Source organism: Pseudomonas sp. MWU13-2100 (assembly GCF_023242365.1).
In the GTDB taxonomy this organism is placed as follows: Bacteria; Pseudomonadota; Gammaproteobacteria; order Pseudomonadales; family Pseudomonadaceae; genus Aquipseudomonas.
Map to the genome: position 1 here is coordinate 58,667 of NZ_JALLIX010000007.1, position 24,825 is coordinate 83,491.

Genomic DNA, 24,825 nt, shown 5'->3' on the forward strand with positions numbered 1-24,825 from the left:
CTTCGGGCTCGCGCTCAATCTGCCTTGCCCGCCGCAGCCAGACCCACAAGACCCAGCCCAAGGAGGCACCGTGATCGACGGGCAACCGCTCGCCAGCTTTCAGCCGTTCATCGATACCGCCACCGGCCGTATCGCTGGTGTCGAGGCCCTCGGCCGACTGCGCCAGGCCAATGGGCAACTGACCTCCGTGGGCCCCCTGTTCGCCGATCCGCGAACCCCTTCCGCCGCGCTGCGCCGCCTCGACCGCCAGATCCGCGACAATGCCCTCAGCCGGCTGCATGAAGCGCCCCCGGACTGGTTCCTGAGCCTGAACATGTCGCCGCGCTGGATCAGTCGCCTGAGCGACGGCCAGGCCCTGCCAAGCCTCAAGCAACTGGCGCAGCACGCTGTCGATCCACGGCGCATCGTCTTCGAAATCACCGAACTGGGAGGCGATAGCCTGCGCCTGGGGGAAGTGGTCAAGCGCTATCGAGAAGCCGGCGCGCGCATCGCCATCGACGATTTCGGCGCCGGGTATTCCCAACTCGATCGGGTCCTGGCCTTGCAGCCGGATATTCTCAAGCTCGACATGCGCCTGTTCCAGGCTGCGGCCCGCGGCGGCCCCAGCAGCGAAGTGGTCAAGGCCCTGGCGCAAATGGCGGAAAAGACCGGCTGCTGGATCATCGCCGAAGGCGTGGAAACCGAGGCCGAGCTGAATTTCGCCCTGGAATGCGGCTCGCGCTACGTCCAGGGTTATCTGTTCGCCAAGGCTGAGCTGGATTTCTTTGCCACCGATGCCTTTGTCGCCCGCTTCGCCGAACTGCGCGAACGCTATGTACAGCAGAAGCTGGCCGAACGCGCGCGCCTGATGAACCTGCGTCAGCAACTGGGCGGGCTCATGGCCACGCTGCAGAACTGGGCCCAGGGCCAGGCACCGCTCAGCCAGCTGCCCCAGCCCGACGGCTATCCCTGGCTGCTGCGCTTCTACCAATGCGATCGCCACGGCACCCAACTCACCCCCAATCTGGAATGGCGCCACAACGCCTGGCAGGCCGACAGCAGCTACCTGGGCCACAACTGGTCCTGGCGACCCTACTTCTATCACCTGCTGGCCGAAGGCTGGGACGAGCGTCGGCTGATCCTCTCCAGCACCTATAGGGACGCCACCAGCAATCAGTATTGCCTGACCGCCGGGCAATTCTTCGACAACGGCCAGCGATTGCTGCTGATCGATATCGACGCCGCCGGTTTATAAATCTGCTTGCATGGTTTTGCTTGCAGGCCGGCACACTAAACGGGAAGCTGGGAGCTCAGTCACCGACGGAGAGCCCCGCCTTGGATTGGCACACCCTGCTTACCCGCGAACGCCTCGGGAAATCGCTGCACAGCCCTGAAGAACTGGGCCGCAGCCCCTTCCACAAAGACCACGACCGCATCATCTTCTCCGGTGCCTTCCGGCGCCTGGGGCGCAAGACCCAGGTCCACCCGGTGACCAGCAACGACCATATCCACACCCGCCTGACCCACTCGCTGGAAGTCAGTTGCGTCGGTCGTTCCCTGGGCATGCGCGTTGGTGAAACCCTGCGCGACGCCCTGCCCGACTGGTGCGAACCGAGCGACCTGGGCATGGTCGTGCAATCGGCCTGCCTGGCCCACGACATCGGCAACCCGCCATTCGGCCACTCCGGCGAGGACGCCATTCGCCACTGGTTCCAGCAGGCGGCGGGGCGCGGCTGGCTCGACGGCATGAGCGTGGCCGAAGGCAACGACTTCCTCAATTTCGAAGGCAACGCCCAGGGTTTCCGGGTCCTGACCCAGCTCGAATATCACCAGTTCGAAGGCGGCACCCGCCTGACCTACGCCACCCTCGGTACCTACCTCAAGTACCCGTGGACGGCGCGCCACGCCGACTCCCTGGGCTACAAGAAACACAAGTTCGGCTGCTACCAGAGCGAACTGCCGATCCTCGAGCAGATCGCCCACAAGCTCGGCCTGCCGCAGTTGGAGGAACAGCGCTGGGCGCGCCACCCGCTGGTCTACCTGATGGAGGCCGCCGACGATATCTGCTATGCCCTGATCGACCTCGAAGACGGCCTGGAAATGGACCTGCTCGAGTATGCCGAGGTCGAGTCCCTGCTGCTCGGCCTGGTGGGCGACGACCTGCCGGAAACCTACCGGCAACTCGGCCCGCAGGACTCCCGGCGACGCAAGCTGGCGATCTTGCGTGGCAAGGCCATCGAACACCTGACCAACGCTGCCGCCAGGGCCTTCGTCGAGCAACAGGATGCGCTGCTGGCGGGAACCCTGTCGGGGGATCTGGTCGAACATATGCACGGTCCGGCCAAACGTTGCGTGCTCAACGCCAAGGACATCGCCCGCAAGAAAATCTTCCAGGACAAGCGCAAGACCCTCCATGAGATCGGCGCCTACACCACCCTGGAAATCCTCCTGAACGCCTTCTGTGGCGCAGCCCTGGAACAACATGGCGGGCGCACGCCGTCGTTCAAGCATCGACGCATCCTCGACCTGCTCGGCAACAGCGCGCCCCAGCCCGAGTGGCCGCTGCACAGCTCGTTCCTGCGGGTGATCGACTTCATCGCCGGCATGACCGACAGCTATGCCAGTGAAATGGCCCGGGAAATGACCGGTCGCTCCAGCCCGGTTTAAGACCCCGCCGCCCGCCCCCGATCAGGGCGGGCCGGTTAGCGGGATAAAACCTACACCGGCGAGAGAACGAGCTGATTGATCATGGCTTCGGCCCACTGAAATAATTGCTTTCCTCTTATGTCTGCCGTCCACACTCAAGCTGACCTGCCATTCAACAAGCGCCCGATTCCAGGCATATTTTCCTACACAGCGCCTACCTATGTAGCCTTGTCCCGAGTCGACAGGTCGCCCGGAAAACACCATGCCCAAACACAACTTACGCGTGTTGCTGGTAGAGGATCACCCCTTTCAACTGGCCGCCACCCAGAGCCTGCTCAACAGCTATGGCTTCCACGCCCTGACACCGACGCTCAACGCCCGGGAAGCCATGAGTGCGTTGAGTTCGGCCCACACGCCGTTCGACCTGATGCTGTGCGACCAGTGCCTGCCGGACGTCCTGGGGCTGGACCTGATCGAAACCGCCTGCCGCAGCGGCATGATCAAGCAGGCGATCCTGCTCAGCAGCCTCAGCAGCGAAGAACTCGCCGCCCTCAGCGCCCTCGCACTGGAGCGACAACTGCCATTGCTCGGCTGCCTGAGCAAACCACTGAACGGCCTTGCCCTGCAGAGCGCGTTGGGCCTGGACCGCTATCCCCACGAGGCCTGCGGCCCCACTGAGTCCTAGCCATCCACCAAGCCTCACTTCAGCGCGCCGCCCCCGGTTCCGCCCCGGAGCAGCCACGATAAAACGCACCGATAAACATGTAGGACACTTCCCAAAAGATTATAAGACCTTATAGAGCGTTAGCCATTCCGTATAACCACACCACTCGACACTGCACAGCTCTTCTCTTTCAAACTAGCACCATCCGTAAGTCGAAACCCTATTTAAAGTAGGAATATTCCTATACTACCTCTGTAGGGCCTTCCCTTCATGCGCCCGCTTGTCCAACTGAGCTAAGGTTCGCGCTTTCCAAACAGCTCGTATGGGACTTTATTATGAACTCGGTTTTTATCGTCGACGACCACCCTGTTGTCCGCCTGGCCATCAGGATATTGTTGGAACAAGAGGATTGTTATGAAATAGTCGGGGAAACCGATAACGGGGTCGACGCGATGCAAATGGTCCGCGAATGTATGCCGGACCTGGTGATCCTCGATATCAGTATCCCCAAACTGGACGGCCTGGAGGTGCTGGCCCGCTTCAACGCCATGAATTCACCGCTCAAGACCCTGGTGCTGACGGCGCAGACCCCCAACCTGTTCGCTATGCGCTGCATGCAGTCCGGTGCCTCGGGTTATGTCTGCAAGGCCGAAGACCTGAGCGAACTCCTGAGCGCGATCAAAGCGGTACTGTCCGGCTACAATTACTTCCCAAGCCAGGCGTTGATCGGTGCGCGGAAAGAGGGACCGGAGAATCCGGAGATCGAACTATTCAAACTCGTCAACGATCGGGAACTGATGGTCCTGCAACTCTTTGCCCAGGGCCGGACCAACAAGGAAATCGCCAAGGGCATGTTTCTCAGCAACAAGACCGTCAGTACCTACAAGAAAAGACTTATGCAAAAACTCAAGGCCAAATCCTTGGTAGAGCTTATCGAGATGGCCAAACGCAACGCGGTAGTGTGAGAAAACCAATGCCCATGCGCATAAAGGACTATCTGATGGTGATCACAGGCTTGTGTCTGTGCCTGTCAGCGCTTGCAGAAACCCCAGGTGTCACCCACTTCTCATTACTCAGCCGCTCAAGCGCCAGCCACATGGAGGTCGCGCTGGACAAGGAGCAACGGCGCTGGGTCGAAGACAAGCGTGAACTGGTGCTCGGCACCTCTGCCCCGGACTACCCGCCTTTCGACATGACCGTCAGCGGGCGTGACTATGAAGGCATCACCGCCGACTACGCCGGTATTCTGGCCAAGGCCCTGGGCCTGCCGATCAAGGTGCAGAGCTTCGCCACCCGCGAAGCCGCCATCAGTGCTCTCGAACAGGGCCGGATCGACCTGCTCGGCAGCGCCAACGGCTTCGAGGCGGTGAACAAGAACATCGCGCTCTCGACCCCTTACGCCATCGACCAGCCGGTGCTGGTCACCCGTGAAGACGAAACCCGCGCCCTGAATAATGGCCTGGCGGGGATGCGCCTGAGCATGGTCTACCACTACCTGCCGCTGGACGAGATCAAGAGCCTTTATCCCAATGCCACGTTGCAGTTCTACCCGTCCTACCTGAACGCGCTCAACGCCGTGGCGTTCGACCAGGCCGACGTGTTCCTCGGCGACACCATCTCGACCCACTACCTGATCAACAAGGGCTATTTGCGCAATGTGAAAATGGCCAACTTCGGCAAACACGAGGCCTACGGTTTCAGCTTTGCCGTGCGCGGTGACAATGCCGTCCTGCTGGGCGCCATCAATGCGACCCTGAAGGCGATTCCCACCAGCGAGCGCGAGAATATCGCCCGCCGCTGGAGCGCCGGCAGCGATATCCTGCTGACCGACCACAAGTTGCAACTGACCGCCCGCGAAGAGCGCTGGATCAAGGAGCACCCGGTAGTCCGCGTGGTGGTCAACGAAGCCCTGGCACCGATCACCTTCTTCGACGCCGACAACAGCTTCCGTGGTGTCACCGCCGACTTGCTGGAGCTGATCCGCCTGCGCACCGGCCTGCGTTTCGAGGTGCAGCGCTCGCGCAGCCTGGACGACATGATCAACCGGGTGAAGAATAATCAGGCCGATATCATCGCCGCCATCAGCCCGACCAATGAACGCGAGAACGTCCTGCATTTCAGCCGGCCGTACATGGAAAACTCATTCGTGCTGCTGACGGCCAAAGGCCGCGACAGCGTCAACAACCTCGATCAGATGCAAGGCCGACGCCTGGCGGTGATCCGCGGCAACCCACTGATCGAGTACCTGCGCAGCGACTTCCCGCACATCAAGCTGATTGAAACCGACGACAGCCTCAAGGCGGTCGAACTGCTCGCCCAGGGCCAGGCGGAAGGTGCCGTGAGTTCGCTGGTGATCGCCAACTACCTGATCGCCTCGCAGACCTTCGACGACAAACTGCAGATCAGCGCGACCATCGGCACCCAGCAGGCGATCTTCGCCCTGGCCACCGCCCGCGGCGCCACGGAACTGAGCTCGATCCTCGACAAGGCGCTGCTGAGCATCGCCCCGGACGAACTGGGCATCATCAACAATCGCTGGCGCGGCTACACCCCGTCGTCCGACAGCTACTGGCGCAACTACCATCGGCTGATCCTGCAGATCGTCATGGGGGCCGGCGCGCTGCTGTTGCTGTCCCTCGGCTGGAACGCCTACATGCGCCGGCAGATCCGCCAACGGCAACTGGCCGAACGGGCCCTGAGCGACCAGTTCGAGTTCATGCGCGCGCTGGTCAATGGCACCCCGCACCCGATCTATGTGCGTGATCGCGAAGGTTTGTTGCAGACCTGCAACGACAGTTACCTGCAAGCCTTCTCGACCAAACTCGAGGATGTGATCGGCAAGCGGGTCATGGATGCCTACCAGGGCAACGCCTTCGAGGCCCGGGAATACCAGGCCGATTACCAACGGGTGATGGACGAAGGGACGGCGCAGATCTGCGATCGCACCCTGCATATCGGCGACCGCCGGATGACCATCTACCACTGGATCCTGCCCTACCGCAACTCGCTGGGCGAGGTGCAAGGCATCATCGGCGGCTGGATCGATATCAGCGAACGCCGTGAACTGTTCGACGAACTGCGCGCGGCCAAGGATCAGGCCGACAGCGCCAACCGCGCCAAAAGCACCTTCCTGGCGACCATGAGCCACGAAATCCGCACGCCGATGAACGCGGTGATCGGCATGCTCGAACTGACCCTCAAGCGGGCCGACCAGGGCCATCTCGACCGCCCCGCCATCGAAGTCGCCTACACCTCGGCCAAGGACCTGCTGGAACTGATCGGCGATATCCTCGACATAGCCCGCATCGAGTCGGGCCGCCTGAGCCTGTCCCCCGAGCGGGTCAACCTCAGCGAACTGGTGGAGTCAGTGGTCCGGGTCTTCGATGGCCTGGCGCGCCAGAAGCAACTGGACCTGGTGGTGCAGTTGCCCGAACGGCAGAGCATCGGCGACATCCTGATCGATCCCTTGCGTTTCAAACAGATCCTTTCCAACCTGATCAGCAATGCCATCAAGTTCACCGAGCAAGGCCAGGTCACGATCTCGTTGCTGATGCAGACCGCCGCGGTGGCGAAACGGACGAACATGACCCTGACCGTCCAGGACAGTGGCATCGGCATCAGCGCCGCCGATCAAGCCCGGCTGTTCGAACCCTTCGTGCAGGCGGACAACTCCGGACACCTGGCCCGTAGCGGCGCCGGCCTGGGCCTGGTGATCTGCCGCAGCCTGTGCGAAATGATGGGCGGCAGCCTGAGCCTGTCCAGCGTGCCAGGCGAAGGTACCCGCGTGGTCGTGGCCCTGGAACTCGACAGCCTCGAAGCCACGCAAGGCATCGCCCTGCGCGATCCGGAACTGGCCCCGGCATTGCGCGCCCTGAATGTCCTGGTGGTGGACGACCACCCGGCCAACCGACTGTTGATGTGCCAGCAGTTGGGCTTTCTCGGCCACTCGTTCAGCACCGCACAAAATGGCGCAACCGGCTTGCAGACCTGGAAAGACGGACATTTTGACTTGGTGATCGTTGACTGCAACATGCCGGTCCTGAACGGCTATGAGATGACTCGTCGCCTGCGCCAACATGAAGCCAGCCATGACCTCCCAGCCTGCACGGTGTTCGGCTTCACCGCCAATGCCCAGCCCGAGGAACGCACCCGCTGCAAAGAAGCCGGCATGAACGACTGCCTGTTCAAACCCATCAGCCTGACCACCCTCAACCAGAAGCTCGCCGACGTCACGCCACGCCCACGCCCGGCCGCCTTCAGCCTCGACGGCCTGCACGCCCTGACCGGAGGTGAACCGCTGCTGATGCACCGCTTGATCAAGGAGCTGCTGAGTAGTTGCCAGGCAGACCGTGAGGAACTGCTCGGGCTGCCCATCAGCGGCGACCTGATCCCACTGATCGACATGGCCCACAAGATCAAGGGCGCGGCACGGATCGCCCAGGCCCACGAGTTGGTGGAACACTGCACGACCCTGGAACAACAGTGCCAGGAGGAAGCACCGACACCACGGATCGAAGTCGCCCGGCAGGCGATAGCACGGGCATTGCTCGAACTCGAAACGGCCCTGCGTGAATACACCGACCTGTCGTCTGAAAAAATGCCTGGCCAGGAGCACACCTGACAGCGGACATTGACTATCCTTGGGCGCTGAGCAGTGCACCCGACACCCAGGGAGATTGGCGATGCCCCGCCCCATGCAACGCGAAAGACGCCGGCTGGCGCTGCACGTGCACATCAGTATCCTGTTCACCTGCTTGCTGCTGTTGACCGGCACCTTGCTGGGACTGTTCAACTACCGGCAAACCACGCAAATCATTCTCTCCAGCAGCGAAAGGCTGTTCGGTCAGGTCCGAGATGATGTACAGCTCGATCTGCAACATACCTACCAGCCGATTCGCCATCTGCTGAGCCTGCTGGCCATCGACGATCGCACCCAGGCCCTGGCGCTGGAGCAACGGTTGGCACTGCTCAAGCCCTTCACCCAGGCCCTTAACGACAACCCGAACCTGGCATCGCTTTACCTCGGATACGCCGATGGCGACTTCTTCATGGTCCGGCCGCTACGCGACAGCGCCCTGCGCGCCTATTTCAAGGCGCCGGAAAATGCCGCCTTCCAGGTCTGGAGCATCGAGCGCGATCCCGGCACCGAAGGGGTCAAGTCCGAATCACTGTTCTACGACGCCGCCTTGCAACTGCTCAGCCGCCAGGACAATCACCGCGAAGCCTACGATCCGCGCGTACGCTCCTGGTTCAACAGCGCCCTGAACGAGAGTGACCAGATCACCACCGCGCCCTACCTGTTTTTTTCCACCCACAATGTCGGAACCACCCTCGCCCGGCGCGGCAGCGCGAACGTGGTGATCGCCGCCGACCTGACCCTGGCGGATCTTTCCGCAACCCTGGACAAACACAAGGTCACCCCTTCGACCGAAATCGTCCTGTTCGATGAAAACGACCATGCCGTGGCCTACCCCGACTACAGGCGGCTGATCAGCAACAGCAACGACGCGCACCTGCCCCGGGTCCAGGACCTGAGCCCGATCCTGCGGCGTTTCATGGAGCCGGGCAACACCCAGGAACATCATCTGGACAGCGCGCAACGGCAATGGATAGTCGCCCGCACGCCACTCGCCGAAGGCGGCCCCAACGGCCTGCAACTGGCCGTGCTGGTGCCGGAAGACGAACTCCTGGCGGACGCCTACCGGATCCGCTGGCAGGGTGCGCTGATCACCCTGGCCACACTGTTGCTGTGCCTGCCCCTGGGCTGGCTGACTTCCCGGCTGCTGGTCAAGCCGTTGCACGCCCTGGTGCAGGAGGCCAATGCGATACGCAGCTTCAACTTCAACCATCCGGCAACGCCGCGTTCGCCGGTGCTGGAAGTCGACCGGCTGGCGACCTCGATGACCCGCATGAAGCAGACCCTGGCGAGTTTTTTCGAAATCGCCTCCAGCCTCTCGGCGCAAACCCGCTTCGACCCGCTGTTGCAACGGGTACTCGAGGAAACGCTGAAAATCGCCCAGGCCCGGGCCGGGCTGATCTACCTGCTGGACAGCGACAGCCGCCAGTTGGAGGCCCATGCCCTGATCATCGATGGCGTCCAGCAGGATCCCCGGCACTTCGATATCCACAGCGCCACCGAGGCGGACGAACAACGCCCGGCCTGGCTCAAGACACTCGACCAGCAGGACAACGTGGTCGCCACCCTCGGCTTCGAGCAGGCGGCCGGCTTGCAAAAGGTCATGCTCGCCCTGGAAAGCCCACGGATTCACCTGATCGGTATCCGCCTGCACAACCGCCATGGCGAAACCGTCGGCGTCCTCGCCCTGCTGCTGCCCGACAGCGGCACCGAGGCCGATATGGAGAACCTGCAACCGGACCGCATCGCCTTTATCAGCGCCATTTCCGGCACCGCCGCCGCCTGCATCGAGAGCCAGCGCCTGCAAGCCCGGCAGAAGCAGCTGCTGGACGCGTTCATCCAGTTGCTGGCCGGCGCCATCGATGCCAAGAGTCCCTACACCGGCGGCCACTGCCAACGTGTCCCGGCGCTGACCCTGATGATCGCCCAGGCCGCCGCGACCAGCCAGACACCGGCGTTCGAGGACTACCAGCCCAGCGAAGATGAATGGGAGGCGCTGCACGTCGCCGCCTGGCTGCATGACTGCGGCAAGGTCACCACTCCCGAATACGTGGTCGACAAGGCCACCAAGCTGGAAACCCTGTACGACCGCATTCACGAAATACGCACCCGCTTCGAAGTGCTCAAGCGCGATGCCTGGGTCGACTATTGGCAAGGTCGGGCGCTGGGTGGTGACGAACCGGCCTTGAGCCGCGCGCGTGACGCCAGCCTCAAAGCCCTCGACGAGGACTTTGCCTTTGTCGCCCACTGCAACCTCGGCGGCGAGGCCATGGCCGAGGCCGACCTGGAACGCCTGCAGCGTATTGCCCGACGCACCTGGACCCGCACGCTGGACGATCGCCTCGGGGTGTCCTGGGAAGAAAACCTGCGTCAGCAACGTCGCCCGGCGGTCCACCTGCCGGCCATCGAGCCACTACTGGCGGACAAGCCCGAGCACCTGTTCGAACGCAACGCAGCCGAACTGATCCCCGCCGACAACCGCTGGGGCTTTCAACTGGACGTACCGCCTTACAAGTTCAACCGGGGGGAGTTGTACAACCTGAGCATTGCCCGCGGCACGCTGACTCGCGAAGAGCGCTACATCATCAACCATCACATGGTGCAGACCATCCTGATGCTCGACCAACTGCCGTTTCCCGGGCACCTGGCCGCTGTTCCGGAGATCGCCGGCGGCCATCACGAAAAAATGGACGGCACCGGTTACCCCAAGCGCCTGAAGCGCGAACAGATGAGCCTGCCGGCGCGGATGATGGCGATTGCCGATATCTTCGAAGCGCTGACCGCCGCCGATCGCCCGTACAAAAAGGGCAAGACCCTGAGCGAAGCACTGGGCATCATGGCTGGCATGTGCCGCGACGCCCATATCGATCCGGAACTGTTCCAGCTGTTTATCCGCGAGGAAATCTACTTGGAGTACGCCCAGCAGCACGTCCTGCCCCAGCAGATCGACACAGTGGATGCCGAATCGCTGCTGGAAAAGGCCGGCCTGGGCGCCTGAGTCGCCTCAGCAGTCGGTCAGGCGCAGGAAGATCGCCGCCAGGTGCTCGATGCCGGCCTGGTCTTCGAGGGTGAAACGGGCCAGGCGCGGGCTGTCCAGGTCGAGCACGCCGATCAGGCGGCCATCCTTGACCAGCGGCACCACCAGCTCGCTGTTCGAGGCGCTGTCGCAGGCGATATGCCCGGCAAACGCATGCACGTCTTCGACCCGCTGGGTTTCCCGGGTGGCCGCGGCAGTCCCGCAGACGCCCCGGCCAAAGGGGATGCGCACGCAGGCGATCTGGCCCTGGAACGGCCCGAGGACCAGTTCCTCATGGCGATTGAGGTAGAAACCGGCCCAGTTCAGGTCATCCAGCTGATTGAACAGGAAGGCCGAGAACTGCGCGGCATTGGCGATGAAATCCCGCTCGTCCGCCAGCAGCGATTCCAGCTGTGCATGCAGCAGGCCATAGCCCGCCAGGCCCGCCCCGGTGTTCTGCAAATCGATCACGGTGCCTGCTCCAGCAACTTCAAACCCACCCAATAGCGGGCAAACTGATAAGCGCAGCGGCCGTTGCGATTGCCGCGTCCGGTCGCCCAGCGCACCGCCTGGATATCCAGTTCCTCGTCACGCTGCCAGGCAAGGCCGGCCTTGCGCGCCAGCTCGCCGACCCAGTGTTCGACCACGCTGAGGAAGTGCTCCTGGGTAAAGGGATAGAACGACAACCACAGGCCGAAGCGGTCGGACAGGGCAATCTTGTCCTCCACCGCTTCGCTGGGATGCAGTTCGCCGTCGACGCGTTTCCAGTTTTCGTTATCGCTCTCTTTCTCCGGCACCAGGTGCCGGCGGTTCGAGGTGGCGTAGAGCAGAACGTTGTCGGGGGCCTGTTCGAGGGACCCGTCGAGGACACTCTTGAGCACCCGGTAGTCGCCTTCGCCGGCCTCGAAGGACAGGTCATCGCAAAACAGCACGAAACGCTGGGGCAGCTTTTGCAACTGCTCCACCACCCGCGGCAGGTCGGCCAGGTGATCGCGCTCGATCTCGATCAGGCGCAAACCCGCCTTGGCATGCTCGGCGAGCAAGGCACGCACCAGCGAGGATTTGCCGGTGCCGCGCGAACCCCAGAGCAAGGCATGGTTGGCGGGCAGGCCATCGAGGAACTGGCGGGTGTTGCGCGCCAACTGCTCGCGTTGCTTGTCGACCCCGATCAGGTCGGACAAGCGCATGTCCAGGCTGACCTCCAGCGGCAACAGATAACCGCTGCGCCCTTCACGCTGCCAGCGGGCCGCCAGGCAGCCGTTCCAGTCGATGGCCTGGCGCGGTGCCGGCAACAACGGTTCGAGACGGGCGAGCACCGCATCGGCACGCTCAAGAAAGGCATTCAATCGAGAATCCACGACGTTTCCTCAGGCAAGTTCATACGATGATGTCGCGTTGGCACCTTCGGGCGCCTGCTGGCTCTGGCAGACTGCACAGCGCGCGTATCGAATCCCCACTGCCGGTGCACGCATCGGATCAGCTATGCTTGCCGGGCGAAGGGAAAGGAAAGTGGTACACCACCCCATGGATATAAAATTCACCCACCGCTTGTCCTACAAACAAGCCCGGTTGACGGTGCTGGTCGGCTTCATTCTGGGAACACTGCTCAGTCTGCTGCAAATCGGCATCGATTATGCCAGCGAAAGCGCCTCGATCAACCGTGAAGTCCTTTCCCTGCTGGAAATCAGCCACAATCCGGCGTCGAGGATCGCCTACAACATCGACGCCGAACTGGCGCAGGAACTGGCTCTGGGCCTGCTGCACTCGCCGGCGGTGCTGCGCGCGCAGTTGATCGACAACAACAATATGGTCCTGGCCAGTGTCGAGAGACCACGCCAGGAGGGTAGCTATCGGCTGATCAGCGATTGGCTGTTCGGTGCCGATCGCACCTTCGAAGACCGACTGTTTCTCAGCCATTTGCCAGACGAATCCCTGGGTACCTTGCACCTTGATATCGACACCTACACCTTCGGTATCCGCTTCCTGCATCGAGCCGAGATCACCCTGCTCAACGGCTTTTTCCGCAGCCTGATCCTCACCGCCCTCCTTCTCGTGCTGTTCTATACGATGCTGACCAAACCCCTGGTGCGGGTGATCGAGGCGCTCAGCAGCAGCACCCCGGGCCAGCCGAAACAGGCGCGGCTGGAGTTCCCTCCCGGCCACGAACACGATGAAATCGGTGTACTGGTGAAAGTCGCCAACCAGCAATTCGAAAACATGGGCACCGAGATCCAGCAGCGGCGCAGCGCCGAAAACCGCCTGACCGACTATCTGGGTCAGTTGGAGAATATCGTCTCGGCGCGCACCACCGAACTCAAGGCCAGCAATGCGCGGCTGAGCCAGTCCAACGAAGAACTGGAAGCGGCACGCCGTACGGCCCTGGACATGGCCCAGGCTCGCTCGGCGTTCCTGGCCAACATGAGTCATGAAATCCGCACGCCCTTGAACGGCCTGCTGGGCATGATCGCCCTGTGCCTGGACAGCCAGCTGAATGCCGAGCAACGCCAGCAATTGTCGATTGCCCACGACTCCGGCAAGGTCCTGGTGGAGTTGCTCAATGACATCCTCGACCTGTCGAAATTCGACGCCGGACAACTGGAGCTGGAACGCATCCCCTTCGACCTCGGCGCCCTGGTCGAAGACACCGCCAACCTGCTCTCGCAAAACGCCGCGCCCAGCGTCGAGCTGGCCTGCCTGATCGACCCGCAATTCCCGGCACTGGTGCTCGGCGACCCGACGCGGGTGCGACAGATCGTCAGCAACCTGCTGTCCAATGCCCTGAAGTTCACCCGCTTCGGCCGGGTCGATGTGCGCCTGAGCGCTCGTGAAAACGGCGTGCGCATCGAAATCTGCGACACCGGCATCGGCATCGCCCAGGAGGCCCAGGCCAAGATCTTCCAACCCTTCACCCAGGCCGGCGCCGGCATCACCCGCCAGTTCGGCGGCACCGGCCTGGGGCTGACCCTGACCTACAACCTGTGCGAGGCCATGAAAGGCCGCCTGACGATCAGTTCCGAAGTGGGCTTCGGCAGTCAGTTCTGCGCCGAACTGCCGTTGCCGGGGCACACGCCGGCAGCGACACCCCGACGCCTCACCGGCAAGGTCATCGCCGTGACGTCGAGCACCAGCGGCCTGAGCGAACTGCTCGGCAGCCAGCTTCCAGTCTGGGGGCTGGACTACCAGCGCTACGGACTGGACGACAGCCTCGCCGGCGTCAGCCCCGACCTGTTGATCACCGACTGCCCCGAATGCCTGTTCGGCCTGCGGCCGGCGATCAGCGCGCCGATCCTGCTGGTCACCGCTTATGGCAACTTCATGCCCACCGAACAGGCCAACGCCCTCGCCCCGCTGCAACAGCAGGCCCGCCCCCTGGCGCGCAACGCGCTGTACCAGACATTGGCGCGGATCCTGCTGCCCGACGACCCGGCCGAACTCAACGTGCAGCCGCGGGACAGTCAGCCGCTACGCCGGGCCCGCATCCTCTTGGTGGAGGACAATCCGGTCAATCAACTGGTGGCCAAGGGCATGCTCGGCAAGCTCGGCTGCGAAGTGACGGTTGCCGCCCATGGCGGCGAGGCGCTGAACCTGCTGGAACAGCAGGCGTTCGATCTGGTGCTGATGGATTGCAACATGCCGGTCATGGACGGTTACGAAGCCAGCCGGCAGATCCGTCGCAGCGGACGCTGGCCAAACCTGCCGATCGTGGCCCTGACGGCCAACGCCATGCCCGAGGAACGTGAGCGCTGCCGGGCCGCGGGCATGAGCGATTACCTGGCCAAGCCCTTCCGCCGTGAAGAATTGATCACCCTGCTCGAACAGTGGGTACCGGCTACAGCCGCTTGAGCTGTGTCAGCAACTGGTCGAGGCCGTCACGCAGTTCGTCCAACCGGGTCAGGTCGACACCGCTGTCGCAGAGCAGGCGAGTCTTGATCGGCAGCACCTGCGCGCGCAGGGCCACCCCGGCGGGACTCAGGCTCAGGTGCACTTCACGCTCGTCGAGGACCGAACGACAGCGCTGCACCAACGCCATCTGTTCGAGGCGCTTGAGCAGCGGCGTCAGCGTCCCCGAGTCCAGCAGCAGGCGCTCACCCAAGGCCGTGACCGTCGGTTGCGCCGGCGGGGTCGCATGCCACTCCCACAGCACCAGCATCGCCAGGTACTGCGGATAGGTCAGGCCCAACTGCTCCAGCATCGGCTTGTAGCCTCGAATCACCGCCCGTGAAGCGGCGTAGAGCTTGAAGCAGAGCTGGGAGTCGAGGCTCAGCGCATCGCTGGACAGGTCGCTCATTTGAGCAGGGCTTCGATCTCGCGGGTGAGATTCTCCGGCTTGGTGGTGGGCGCGAAACGCTTCACCAGGCGGCCGTCCTTGCCGATCAGGAACTTGGTGAAGTTCCACTTGATACCCTGGGACCAGAGCAGCCCCGGCGCGCGCTTCTTCAACTGGACAAACAGCGGGTGGGCGTCGTCGCCGTTGACATCGATCTTCTTGAACAGCGGGAAACTGACGCCGTAGTTCAGCTCGCAGAACTCGGAAATCGCGCCTTCGTTGCCCGGCTCCTGCTTGCCAAATTGATTGCAGGGGAAACCGAGCACTACCAACCCCTTGTCCTTGTAGGACTGCCAGAGTTGCTCGAGCCCTTTGTACTGAGGGGTAAAGCCGCATTTACTGGCAGTGTTGACCACCAGGATCGCCTTGCCGGCGAAGTCACCCAGGGTCTTTTGCTCACCCTTGATGGTGGTGCAAGGGATGTTCAACAGGTTATCGCTCATGACAGTTCCTCCAATGAATGTCGAACAAGGTAGCGAGCAATTGAATTGTACACAATTTAATAACCGGGATTGATGACCCCTTATAAGCCAAGACTACCCCGCCTTATCCGCCGGGCGTGGCGCGGGCCCTGAATTCAGGGACGCCGCGCAGAACCGGACTCAGCCGCGTGGCACCAGGTCCAGGCACACGGAGTTGATGCAGTAGCGCAAACCGGTCGGCGGTGGACCGTCGGGAAACACATGCCCCAGGTGCGCGTCGCATTTGGCGCAGACCACTTCGGTGCGGATCATGCCATGGCTGATATCGCGGATCTCGACCATCGCGCTGTCGCCGATGGGCTGGTAGAAGCTCGGCCAGCCGCAGCCGGAGTCGAACTTGGCGCGGGAATCGAACAGCGGCTCATTGCAGCAGATGCAATGATAGACCCCATCGGTCCTGGTGCCGTTGTATTTGCCCGAAAACGGCCGCTCGGTGCCTTTGAGCCGGCACACGTTGTACTGCTCCGGGTCGAGCATGGCGCGCCATTCGTCCAGGGTTTTTTCCAACTTTTCCATCGTTACACCTCGGCGGCTGAAAAACCCCGATCTGTATCTTTTCCACGGATCGGGCGGCACGTATGATTGCGCCTCGTCAAACGCCAGTCTGGCACCCGCGTCCGACGCATTCAAACGGATTTTCCAAGCCAGCGGCCGGGGACCACGGGACGAGGTGAAAACGCAGTATTGCCATAGCGGCCTCGACGAGACCGCCTGGATCGTCCATTTTCAGGATCACATCGCCATGCAGGTCAGCAAATCGAACAAGCTCGCCAACGTCTGCTACGACATTCGCGGCCCGGTGCTCAAGCACGCCAAACGCCTGGAAGAGGAAGGCCATCGCATCCTCAAGCTGAACATCGGCAACCCGGCGCCCTTCGGTTTCGAAGCCCCGGACGAAATCCTCCAGGACGTGATCCGCAACCTGCCGACCGCACAGGGCTACAGTGACTCCAAGGGCCTGTTCAGTGCTCGCAAGGCGGTCATGCAGTACTACCAGCAGAAGCAGGTCGAAGGTGTCGGCATCGAAGACATCTACCTGGGCAATGGCGTGTCCGAGCTGATCGTGATGTCCATGCAGGCCCTGCTCAACAATGGCGACGAAGTGCTGATCCCGGCGCCAGACTACCCGCTGTGGACCGCCGCCGTGAGCCTGGCCGGTGGCAGCCCGGTGCACTACCTGTGCGACGAGCAGGCCAACTGGTGGCCGGACCTCGCCGACATCAAGGCCAAGATCACCCCCAATACCAAAGCCCTGGTGATCATCAACCCGAACAACCCGACGGGCGCGGTGTATTCCAAGGAAGTGCTGCTGGGCATGCTGGAACTGGCGCGCCAGCACAACCTTGTGGTCTTTTCCGACGAGATCTACGACAAGATCCTCTACGACGATGCCGTACACGTCTGCACCGCGTCCCTGGCACCGGACCTGCTGTGCCTGACCTTCAACGGCCTGTCCAAGTCCTACCGGGTGGCGGGTTTCCGTTCCGGCTGGGTGGCGATCTCCGGTCCCAAGCACAATGCCCAGAGCTACATCGAAGGCATCGACATCCTGGCCAACATGCGCCTGTGCGCCAACGTGCCGAGCCAGCACGCGATCCAGACCGCCCTCGGCGGCTATCAGAGCATCAACGACCTGGTGCTGCCGGCCGGCCGCCTGCTGGAACAGCGCAACCGTACCTGGGAATTGCTCAACGACATTCCTGGCGTCAGTTGCGTGAAGCCCATGGGCGCGCTCTACGCCTTCCCGCGGATCGACCCGAAAGTCTGCCCGATCCTCAACGACGAGAAGTTCGTCCTCGACCTGCTGCTGTCGGAGAAGCTGCTGGTGGTCCAGGGCACGGCGTTCAACTGGCCGTGGCCCGATCACTTCCGGGTGGTCACCCTGCCGCGGGTGGATGACCTGGAACAGGCCATCGGACGCATCGGCTCGTTCCTGAAAACCTACCGCCAGTAATTTCCTACACGCTCCTGCGACTCATCCGCGAGTCGCAGGAGCGTGTTTTCCACCCGTTTCTTTTTGTATGTCTTTGCGTCAGCAAAGCGCCGGCCAGGGAAACACCCTCACCGCGAGCGCCCCCCCCCAGTTTCAAAGGGGCTGCCAGCACTGCGAGGTCCCTGGAACCCAAGCTTCCCATTAGGAAATGACTGGCAAGCGGCTAGAATCAAGCTGTAGGACACAGTTTGAAATAGTCACCCGGTTGAATAGGTCGCGACTGCACCTTATATACCCGCATGACGCTACATCTTTAGCTGAGGAGAAACTTTCAACCATGATGCGCATCCTGCTGTTCTTGGCCACTAACCTGGCGGTCGTGCTGATTGCCAGCATCACCCTGAGCCTGTTCGGCTTCAACGGGTTCATGGCGGCCAACGGGGTTGACCTCAACCTCAATCAGCTGCTGGTCTTCTGTGCGGTCTTTGGTTTCGCGGGTTCCCTGTTCTCGCTGTTCATCTCCAAGTGGATGGCGAAGATGAGCACCGGCACCCAGATCATCACCCAGCCTCGTACCCGCCATGAACAATGGCTGCTGCAAACCGTCGAGCAACTGTCCCGCGAAGCCGGGATCAAGATGCCCGAGGTGGGTATCTTCCCGGCCTACGAGGCGAACGCCTTCGCCACCGGCTGGAACAAGAACGACGCGCTGGTCGCGGTCAGCCAGGGCCTGCTGGAGCGATTCTCCCCCGATGAAGTGAAGGCCGTGCTGGCCCACGAGATCGGCCATGTGGCCAATGGCGACATGGTCACCCTGGCGCTGATCCAGGGCGTGGTGAACACCTTTGTAATGTTCTTTGCGCGGATCATCGGCAACTTCGTCGACAAGGTCATCTTCAAGAACGAAGAAGGCCAGGGCATTGCCTACTACGTGGCGACCATCTTCGCCGAACTGGTCCTGGGTTTCCTGGCCAGCGCCATCGTCATGTGGTTCTCGCGCAAGCGTGAATTCCGCGCCGATGAAGCCGGTGCCAGCCTGGCCGGGACCGCCGCGATGATCGGCGCCCTGCAACGCCTGCGCTCCGAACAGGGCCTGCCGGTGCACATGCCGGACACCCTGAACGCCTTCGGCATCAACGGCGGCCTGAAACAGGGCCTGGCAAAGATGTTCATGAGCCACCCGCCGCTGGAAGAACGTATCGAAGCCCTGCGCCGACGCGGCTGATAACCACTCTGATGGCACCGCTTATGAGGGGACTGTTGTTGTGCTTGCCCGCGAAGCTTTTGGCGCCCTCACAGGCGCCTTCGCGAGCAAGCTCCGCCCCCACAACAGCCAACAGCGCGGTGCTTCCAGAGTCATCACCAGCCTGCCTCCTGCCCTGATCAGCGCAGGCTTATCTGTTTCCTACGAAACCTTCTCCAACCGGTAGACCCGCTCGTCGAGCCGAGTCACACCGGCCTGGAGAAACTTCCAGCTCTCACCGAGTACATCCTGTTCATCCTCCACTTGAAGCTGCCACTGCGGCTCCAGCAAGCGCCGGACTTCCCCATCGAGCAAGGCGAACGGCGGCCCGTCGAGCTGGACCTGGTCGTAGTCGAGGGTAATCAACAAACCCTGGGTACCCACCGCCAGAATCCTGTTCAAATGCGCCGTATAACGCTCGCGCATCGGCGGCGGCAGGGCGATCAGCGCCGCCCGGTCATAAAGCCCCACGCAGTCGGCAACATCCGACGCCGTCAATGCGAAGAAATCCCCGCACCACAGCTCCAGCGGGCCTGCCTCATAGACCATGAACGCCCCCTGCTGACGTATCAGCGGCTTGAGTTGCTGCTCGGCAAAAAAAGCCTCCACGGCCTTCTCCGACAACTCCACCCCGAGCACCCGCAGGCCCTGAGCCGCCAGCCACGCCAGATCGAGGCTCTTGCCACACAAGGGCACCAGCACCCGCGCCCCTATCGGCAGCGCCAGGTCGGGCCAGAAGCGCTGCAAATGGGGGTTGACCTGCTCCAGGTGAAAACCGATCTGGTTGTGCTCCCAACGTTTGTGCCAAAATTCCGGCTGCATATATTCACCCTGAAAATTCGATCAAAAAGCCCTAAAACTTATATTAGATTTAGATCAATGATCTGATTGAAGATGGCGTCATCTTAACTTGACGCCCAGGACTTTCATTATGCTCCCCAGCCTGTTCATCTCCCATGGTTCACCCATGCTGGCCCTGGAGCCCGGCGCCAGCGGCCCGGCCCTGGCCCGCCTGGCGGCCGAGTTGCCGCGACCGAAGGCCATCGTCATCGTCTCGGCCCACTGGGAAAGCCAGGACCTGCGGGTCAGCAGCAATCCGCGACCGGAAACCTGGCATGACTTCGGTGGTTTTCCACGGGAACTGTTCGCCGTGCAATACCCGGCACCCGGCGAGCCACAGCTGGCCGCCGAGATTGTCGCGCTGCTCAACGCCGATGGCCTGAGCGCCCGCCTCGATGACCAGCGCCCGTTAGACCATGGAGTCTGGGTACCGTTGTCGCTGATGTACCCGCAAGCCGATATCCCGGTGGTCCAGGTGTCCCTGCCGAGCGGCCAGGGGCCTGCCCTGCAGACCCGCATCGGACATGTCCTCAGCGGCCTGCGGGCACAGGGCATCCTGCTGATCGGCTCCGGCAGCATCACCCATAACCTCGGCGAGCTGGACTGGCATGCCGGTCCGAACAGCATCGAGCCATGGGCCAAGGCCTTCCGCGACTGGATGGTCGACAAGCTCGCCACCGATGACGAAGCCGCCCTGCACGACTACCGCAAACAGGCGCCTTACGCCGTGCGCAGCCACCCCAGTGACGAACACCTGCTGCCGCTGTACTTCGCCCGTGGCGCTGGCGGCCAGATGAGCATCGCCCACCAGGGGTTCACCATGGGCGCGTTGGGTATGGATATCTATCGCTTCGGCTGACCATCTCTTATGGATATTGTGCAACACGATCCTTGCCGGAGCCGATTTGCCGGCGATACGGCGCATCAGGCCGCTAAAAGCTTCGCGGGCAAGCTCCGCTCCCACACAAGCCGGCTCCCACAAAATTCTGCGCAGCAGGAGATTACCCGGTGAATACGCAGACTCCGTAAAGCAGGCAAAAAAAATCCCCGAACCAGTCGGGGATTTTTTTATCGATCAATCAACCCGGGGGTTGATCAATCTTCGCGGTAGCGACGCAGCTTGAGCTGCTTGCCAGCCACGCGGGTGTCTTTCAGCTTGGTCAGCAGACGCTCCAGACCATCTTCCGGCAGTTCCACCAGGCTGAAGCTGTCGCGCACCTGAATGCGACCGATCGCTTCACGCGCCAGGCCACCTTCGTTGAGGATGGCGCCCAGCAGGTTCTTGGCGGCGATACCGTCACGCGCACCCAGCGCGGTACGGCAGCGGGCACGACCTTCGGCCAATGGCACCGGTGCACGACGCTCACGATCGCTACGCTCAGGACGGTCACCGGAACGCTCCGGACGATCGCCACGCGGCGCATTGTTCGGCACCAGCGGACGCTCTTTCTCGATCGCCGCCAGGGTCAGCGCCTGGCCATTGGTGGCCTTGCGCAGCAGGGCCGCGGCCAGGGCGCGCGGGCTGCAACCGATGTCGGCGGTCAGGCGATCCAGCAGTTCACCGTGGGTCGACTCGGCATCGGCGACCAGTGGCGACAGGCTGTTGGTCAGTTTCTTGATGCGCGCATCGAGAACAGCCTGGGCATCCGGCAGGCGGACTTCGGCAACCTTCTGACCGGTCACACGCTCGATCACCTGCAGCATGCGGCGCTCACGCGGCGTCACCAGCAACAGCGCACGACCTTCACGACCGGCACGGCCGGTACGACCGATACGGTGCACGTAGGACTCTGGATCGTACGGCATGTCGACGTTGAACACGTGGGTGATACGCGGAACGTCCAGGCCACGGGCGGCAACGTCGGTCGCCACAACGATGTCCAGACGGCCATCCTTGAGGGAGTCGATCACGCGCTCACGCTGGTTCTGGGCGATGTCACCGTTCAGCGCAGCGGCTTTGTAGCCTTTGGCTTCCAGGGCACTGGCCAGGTCCAGGGTCGCTTGCTTGGTGCGCACGAACATGATCAGGGCGTCGAAATCCTCGACTTCCAGCAGGCTCAGCACAGCCGAGGTCTTCTGGTCGGCGTGAACCAACAGGTGAGCTTGTTCGATCGCGGTAACGGTCTGGGTCTTGGTCTGGATCTTGACGTGTTGCGGATCGCGCAAATGGCGTTCGGCAATGGCGCGGATCGACTGCGGCAGGGTCGCCGAGAACAAAACGGTCTGACGGGTTGCCGGCAAGGACTTGAAGATGACTTCCAGGTCGTCCATGAAGCCGAGCTTGAGCATTTCGTCCGCTTCATCGAGAACCAGGTGGTTCACGGTGGCGAGGACTTTTTCGTCACGACGCAGGTGGTCACACAGACGGCCCGGAGTGGCGACAACAATCTGTGCGCCATTACGGATTGCTTTCAGTTGTGGGCCCATGGGCGCGCCGCCGTAAACGGCCACAACGGTAACGCCCGGCATTTGCTTGGCGTAGGTTTCGAAAGCGGTTGCTACTTGCAACGCCAACTCACGGGTTGGCGCCAGGATCAGGGCTTGCGGTTCGCGCTTAGCAGGATCGATACGATGCAGGATCGGCAGGGCGAACGCTGCGGTTTTACCCGTACCGGTTTGCGCCTGGCCAATCATGTCGTGGCCGGCCATGATGATCGGGATCGATTGCTGCTGGATAGCCGAAGGCTCTTCGTAGCCTGTCGCGGTGACGGCTGCAAGAATATTCGGATTAAGATTAAAAGCGGCGAAGCCGCCGATTTCCTGGGTCATGGGTCTGCCTCTAAGTGCATCCGCAAAGACCCATGCTCCAAAGCTGCGCATGCCTTGTAAGACTCTGAGAGTCACCCTGGCAGCTTTGTCGGCGGGGATTTGCGAAAACGATTGAATGAAAGAATCGTCAAGGATAGTCCGCATGGCGGACAGCAGCCGAAGCTGACTTCGGGGAATTGCATTACCTAAACGCGGCCCGGTTAAAGGCCGGCGCGCACTATACCGGAATTGGTGAAAAAAGGGAGATTTATTTATCTGGAAATGCTGCTGCACGCCTCTCTATGGCGGGCTTTACAGATAACCGAGTAAAGGTTTGCCTCTGGCCCACCTTGCCGGGTGGGCCTGCCGACTTAAACGGTTCACTCGTCGGAATCTGCCAATGAACCTCAAGCGATCTCCAGAGCGCCATAAAACCTGTAGGAGCCGGTTTGCTGGCGATCGCGTTTCTCCAGGCACCGGCGATGTCGACTGGCGGATCGCATCGCCAGCAAGCCGGTTCCTACAGGTCGTTGTCCGTCTTCAGATCCGGGTGGCGAACAAGGCCTGATGCACCCGGCACTGCTCGGCCGTGAGCATGAACACGCCATGCCCGCCGCGCTCGAAGTCCAGCCAGGCAAAGTCCACCTCGGGGTACAACGCCTCGACATGCACCTGGCTGTTACCGACCTCGACAATCAACAAGCCCTTCTCGGTCAGATGATCCGCCGCCTCGGCCAGCATCCGCCGTACCAGGTTCAGGCCGTCTTCGCCGCAGGCCAGGCCCAGCTCGGGTTCGTGCTGGTATTCCTGCGGCATGTCGGCGAAATCCTCGGCATCCACATAAGGAGGATTGGAGACGATCAGGTCGAAACGCTGGCCGGGCAGGCCGTCGAAGCCATCGCCCTGGACCGTGAACACCCGCTCGTCGACGCCATGGCGCTCGATATTCCGATTAGCCACTTCCAGTGCTTCGAAAGACAGGTCGGCCAACACCACTTCCGCCTGCTGGAATTCATAGGCACAGGCGATGCCGATGCAGCCGGAGCCGGTGCACAGGTCGAGAATCCGCGCCGGCTCGTTCGCCAGCCAGGGGGCGAAGCGACTTTCGATCAACTCGCCAATCGGCGAACGCGGAATCAGCACCCGCTCATCGACGATAAACGACATGCCGCAGAACCACGCCTCGCCCAGCAGGTAGGCGGTGGGCACGCGGTCTTCGATACGCCGCTTGAGCAAGTGTTGCACGTGGCTCAGCTCGTCGTCTTCCAGGCGGCAGTCGAGGTAGCTGTCGGCGATTTCCCAAGGCAGATGCAAGGCCCCCAGCACCAACTGACGCGCCTCGTCCCAGGCATTGTCGGTACCATGACCGAAAAACAGATCCGCGCCATGAAAGCGGCTGACAGCCCAACGAATATGGTCGCGCAGCGTGCGCAGGCGGGAAGTGATCACGGGGATAGGCTCCTGAAAAAAACGACGGGCGATTCTAACAGCCAAACCGCTACCCGGCGAAAATAAGGCCAAAAGACATCATCGAGCGTCGTTTCGGGTGCGGGCAAACAACCCTTGACACGGCTACAGCCCAATAACCACGCCGCCTGCACGGGTTGCGATTCACATACGCGCTCAGCCGGAGGACAATGCGGTAAAAGCCCCACTCAAAGGAGCCCCGAATGTCCGTTCCAAAGACGATGTTTCAACTCAGCGGCCGTGGTTATGCGGCCGCCAATCTGAGCCATGCCAGCCTGTTGATCATCGACGCCCAGAAAGAATATCTCAGTGGCCCGCTGGCCTTGTCCGGCATGGACACTGCCGTCGACAATATCAAGCAATTGGTTGCCGCCGCCCGCCAAGCCGGACGCCCCATCGTGCACATCCGTCACCTGGGCACCGTGGGCGGCCTGTTCGACCCCCAGGGCGAGCGCGGCGAGTTCATTCCAGGACTGGAGCCCCAGGGCGACGAAACCCTGATCGGCAAGCTGCTGCCCAGCGCCTTTCACGGCACCGGCCTGGAGAAACACCTGCAGGAACTCGGCTCCCTGGACCTGATCGTCTGCGGTTTCATGAGCCACTCCAGCGTCAGCACCACGGTGCGGGCGGCCAAGAACCTGGGCTTCCGCTGCACCCTGGTGGAAGATGCCTGCGCGACCCGCGACCTGCCCTACAAAGGTGAAGTCATCAGCGCCGCCCAGGTCCAGCGTACCGAGATGGCGATCATGGCGGACAACTTCGCCACCCTCGCCCAGACCAAAGACCTGATCGGCTAGCCGCTGCGATGGGCTGTCCTGACGACCGCCCATCCATTACTCCAGTC

Annotated in this window: 19 protein-coding genes; 11 read left to right on the forward strand and 8 right to left on the reverse strand. The window is 62.2% G+C overall.

Annotated features, from left to right (window positions below):
- Nucleotides 1–70 precede the first annotated feature (70 nt).
- The 6 genes from M5B99_RS07280 (at nt 71) to M5B99_RS07305 (ending at nt 10,923) form a co-directional block, all read left to right on the forward strand.
- Nucleotides 71–1,234 carry an EAL domain-containing protein gene (locus M5B99_RS07280; RefSeq protein ID WP_248803397.1) on the forward strand — a complete coding sequence of 388 codons (1,164 nt, stop codon included), beginning with the start codon at nt 71–73 and terminating at the stop codon, nt 1,232–1,234.
- A gap of 80 nt (nt 1,235–1,314) precedes the next feature.
- Nucleotides 1,315–2,646: a deoxyguanosinetriphosphate triphosphohydrolase gene (locus tag M5B99_RS07285; protein ID WP_248803398.1), complete on the forward strand. Its 1,332-nt coding sequence runs from the start codon at nt 1,315–1,317 to the stop codon at nt 2,644–2,646.
- Between the two features lie 241 nt (nt 2,647–2,887).
- Nucleotides 2,888–3,310, forward strand: a complete 423-nt coding sequence (locus M5B99_RS07290; protein ID WP_248803399.1) for a response regulator — start codon at nt 2,888–2,890, stop codon at nt 3,308–3,310.
- Nucleotides 3,311–3,624: 314 nt separating this feature from the next.
- Complete coding sequence (locus tag M5B99_RS07295; RefSeq protein WP_040064687.1) at nt 3,625–4,254, forward strand: response regulator transcription factor; 630 nt, start codon at nt 3,625–3,627, stop codon at nt 4,252–4,254.
- Between the two features lie 8 nt (nt 4,255–4,262).
- Entirely contained in the window at nt 4,263–7,910 is a 3,648-nt protein-coding gene (locus M5B99_RS07300; protein ID WP_248803400.1) for a transporter substrate-binding domain-containing protein, read from the forward strand.
- Nucleotides 7,911–7,971: 61 nt separating this feature from the next.
- Entirely contained in the window at nt 7,972–10,923 is a 2,952-nt protein-coding gene (locus M5B99_RS07305; protein WP_248803401.1) for an HD domain-containing phosphohydrolase, read from the forward strand.
- A 6-nt stretch (nt 10,924–10,929) separates the two neighbouring features.
- Here M5B99_RS07305 and M5B99_RS07310 read toward each other — a convergent pair whose 3' ends face one another.
- Both M5B99_RS07310 and M5B99_RS07315 read right to left on the reverse strand, forming a co-directional pair.
- Nucleotides 10,930–11,412, reverse strand: a complete 483-nt coding sequence (locus M5B99_RS07310; RefSeq protein ID WP_248803402.1) for a GAF domain-containing protein — start codon at nt 11,410–11,412, stop codon at nt 10,930–10,932.
- A complete protein-coding gene (locus tag M5B99_RS07315) occupies nt 11,409–12,299 on the reverse strand; it encodes an ATP-binding protein (RefSeq protein WP_248803403.1) in 891 nt (296 codons plus the stop codon). Before M5B99_RS07315 ends, M5B99_RS07310 begins: the two co-directional genes overlap by 4 nt.
- 166 nt (nt 12,300–12,465) lie before the next feature.
- Between M5B99_RS07315 and M5B99_RS07320 the strand changes: the two genes are divergently transcribed.
- Nucleotides 12,466–14,784, forward strand: coding sequence for a response regulator (locus M5B99_RS07320; protein WP_318654566.1), 2,319 nt, complete (start codon nt 12,466–12,468; stop codon nt 14,782–14,784).
- On the opposite strand, the gene M5B99_RS07325 is transcribed toward M5B99_RS07320, so the two are convergent.
- The 3 genes from M5B99_RS07325 to msrB all read right to left on the reverse strand — a co-directional run bounded on the left by M5B99_RS07325 (nt 14,771) and on the right by msrB (nt 16,266).
- Nucleotides 14,771–15,229: a MarR family winged helix-turn-helix transcriptional regulator gene (locus M5B99_RS07325; protein ID WP_248803405.1), complete on the reverse strand. Its 459-nt coding sequence runs from the start codon at nt 15,227–15,229 to the stop codon at nt 14,771–14,773. The genes M5B99_RS07320 and M5B99_RS07325 overlap by 14 nt on opposite strands.
- On the reverse strand, nt 15,226–15,711 hold the full coding sequence (locus tag M5B99_RS07330) for a glutathione peroxidase (protein WP_248803406.1): 486 nt from the start codon (nt 15,709–15,711) through the stop codon (nt 15,226–15,228). Before M5B99_RS07330 ends, M5B99_RS07325 begins: the two co-directional genes overlap by 4 nt.
- 159 nt (nt 15,712–15,870) lie before the next feature.
- Complete coding sequence (msrB, locus tag M5B99_RS07335) at nt 15,871–16,266, reverse strand: peptide-methionine (R)-S-oxide reductase MsrB (RefSeq protein WP_103499305.1); 396 nt, start codon at nt 16,264–16,266, stop codon at nt 15,871–15,873.
- Between the two features lie 226 nt (nt 16,267–16,492).
- Between msrB and M5B99_RS07340 the strand changes: the two genes are divergently transcribed.
- On the forward strand, nt 16,493–17,704 hold the full coding sequence (locus M5B99_RS07340; protein WP_248803499.1) for a pyridoxal phosphate-dependent aminotransferase: 1,212 nt from the start codon (nt 16,493–16,495) through the stop codon (nt 17,702–17,704).
- Between the two features lie 316 nt (nt 17,705–18,020).
- A complete protein-coding gene (gene htpX / locus M5B99_RS07345; protein WP_248803407.1) occupies nt 18,021–18,908 on the forward strand; it encodes a protease HtpX in 888 nt (295 codons plus the stop codon).
- A 180-nt stretch (nt 18,909–19,088) separates the two neighbouring features.
- Here the strand turns inward: htpX and M5B99_RS07350 are convergent, their stop codons facing one another.
- Nucleotides 19,089–19,748, reverse strand: a complete 660-nt coding sequence (locus M5B99_RS07350) for a thiopurine S-methyltransferase (RefSeq protein WP_248803408.1) — start codon at nt 19,746–19,748, stop codon at nt 19,089–19,091.
- Between the two features lie 109 nt (nt 19,749–19,857).
- On the opposite strand from M5B99_RS07350, the gene M5B99_RS07355 reads away from it, so the two are divergent.
- Nucleotides 19,858–20,625 carry a DODA-type extradiol aromatic ring-opening family dioxygenase gene (locus M5B99_RS07355; RefSeq protein ID WP_248803409.1) on the forward strand — a complete coding sequence of 256 codons (768 nt, stop codon included), beginning with the start codon at nt 19,858–19,860 and terminating at the stop codon, nt 20,623–20,625.
- Nucleotides 20,626–20,861: 236 nt separating this feature from the next.
- Here the strand turns inward: M5B99_RS07355 and M5B99_RS07360 are convergent, their stop codons facing one another.
- Nucleotides 20,862–22,535: a DEAD/DEAH box helicase gene (locus tag M5B99_RS07360; RefSeq protein WP_218225017.1), complete on the reverse strand. Its 1,674-nt coding sequence runs from the start codon at nt 22,533–22,535 to the stop codon at nt 20,862–20,864.
- A gap of 519 nt (nt 22,536–23,054) precedes the next feature.
- Nucleotides 23,055–23,963, reverse strand: coding sequence for a 50S ribosomal protein L3 N(5)-glutamine methyltransferase (gene prmB / locus M5B99_RS07365; protein ID WP_248803410.1), 909 nt, complete (start codon nt 23,961–23,963; stop codon nt 23,055–23,057).
- Nucleotides 23,964–24,184: 221 nt separating this feature from the next.
- Here prmB and M5B99_RS07370 point away from each other — a divergent pair, with 221 nt between their 5' ends.
- On the forward strand, nt 24,185–24,778 hold the full coding sequence (locus M5B99_RS07370) for a cysteine hydrolase family protein (protein WP_248803411.1): 594 nt from the start codon (nt 24,185–24,187) through the stop codon (nt 24,776–24,778).
- Nucleotides 24,779–24,825: the final 47 nt, after the last annotated feature.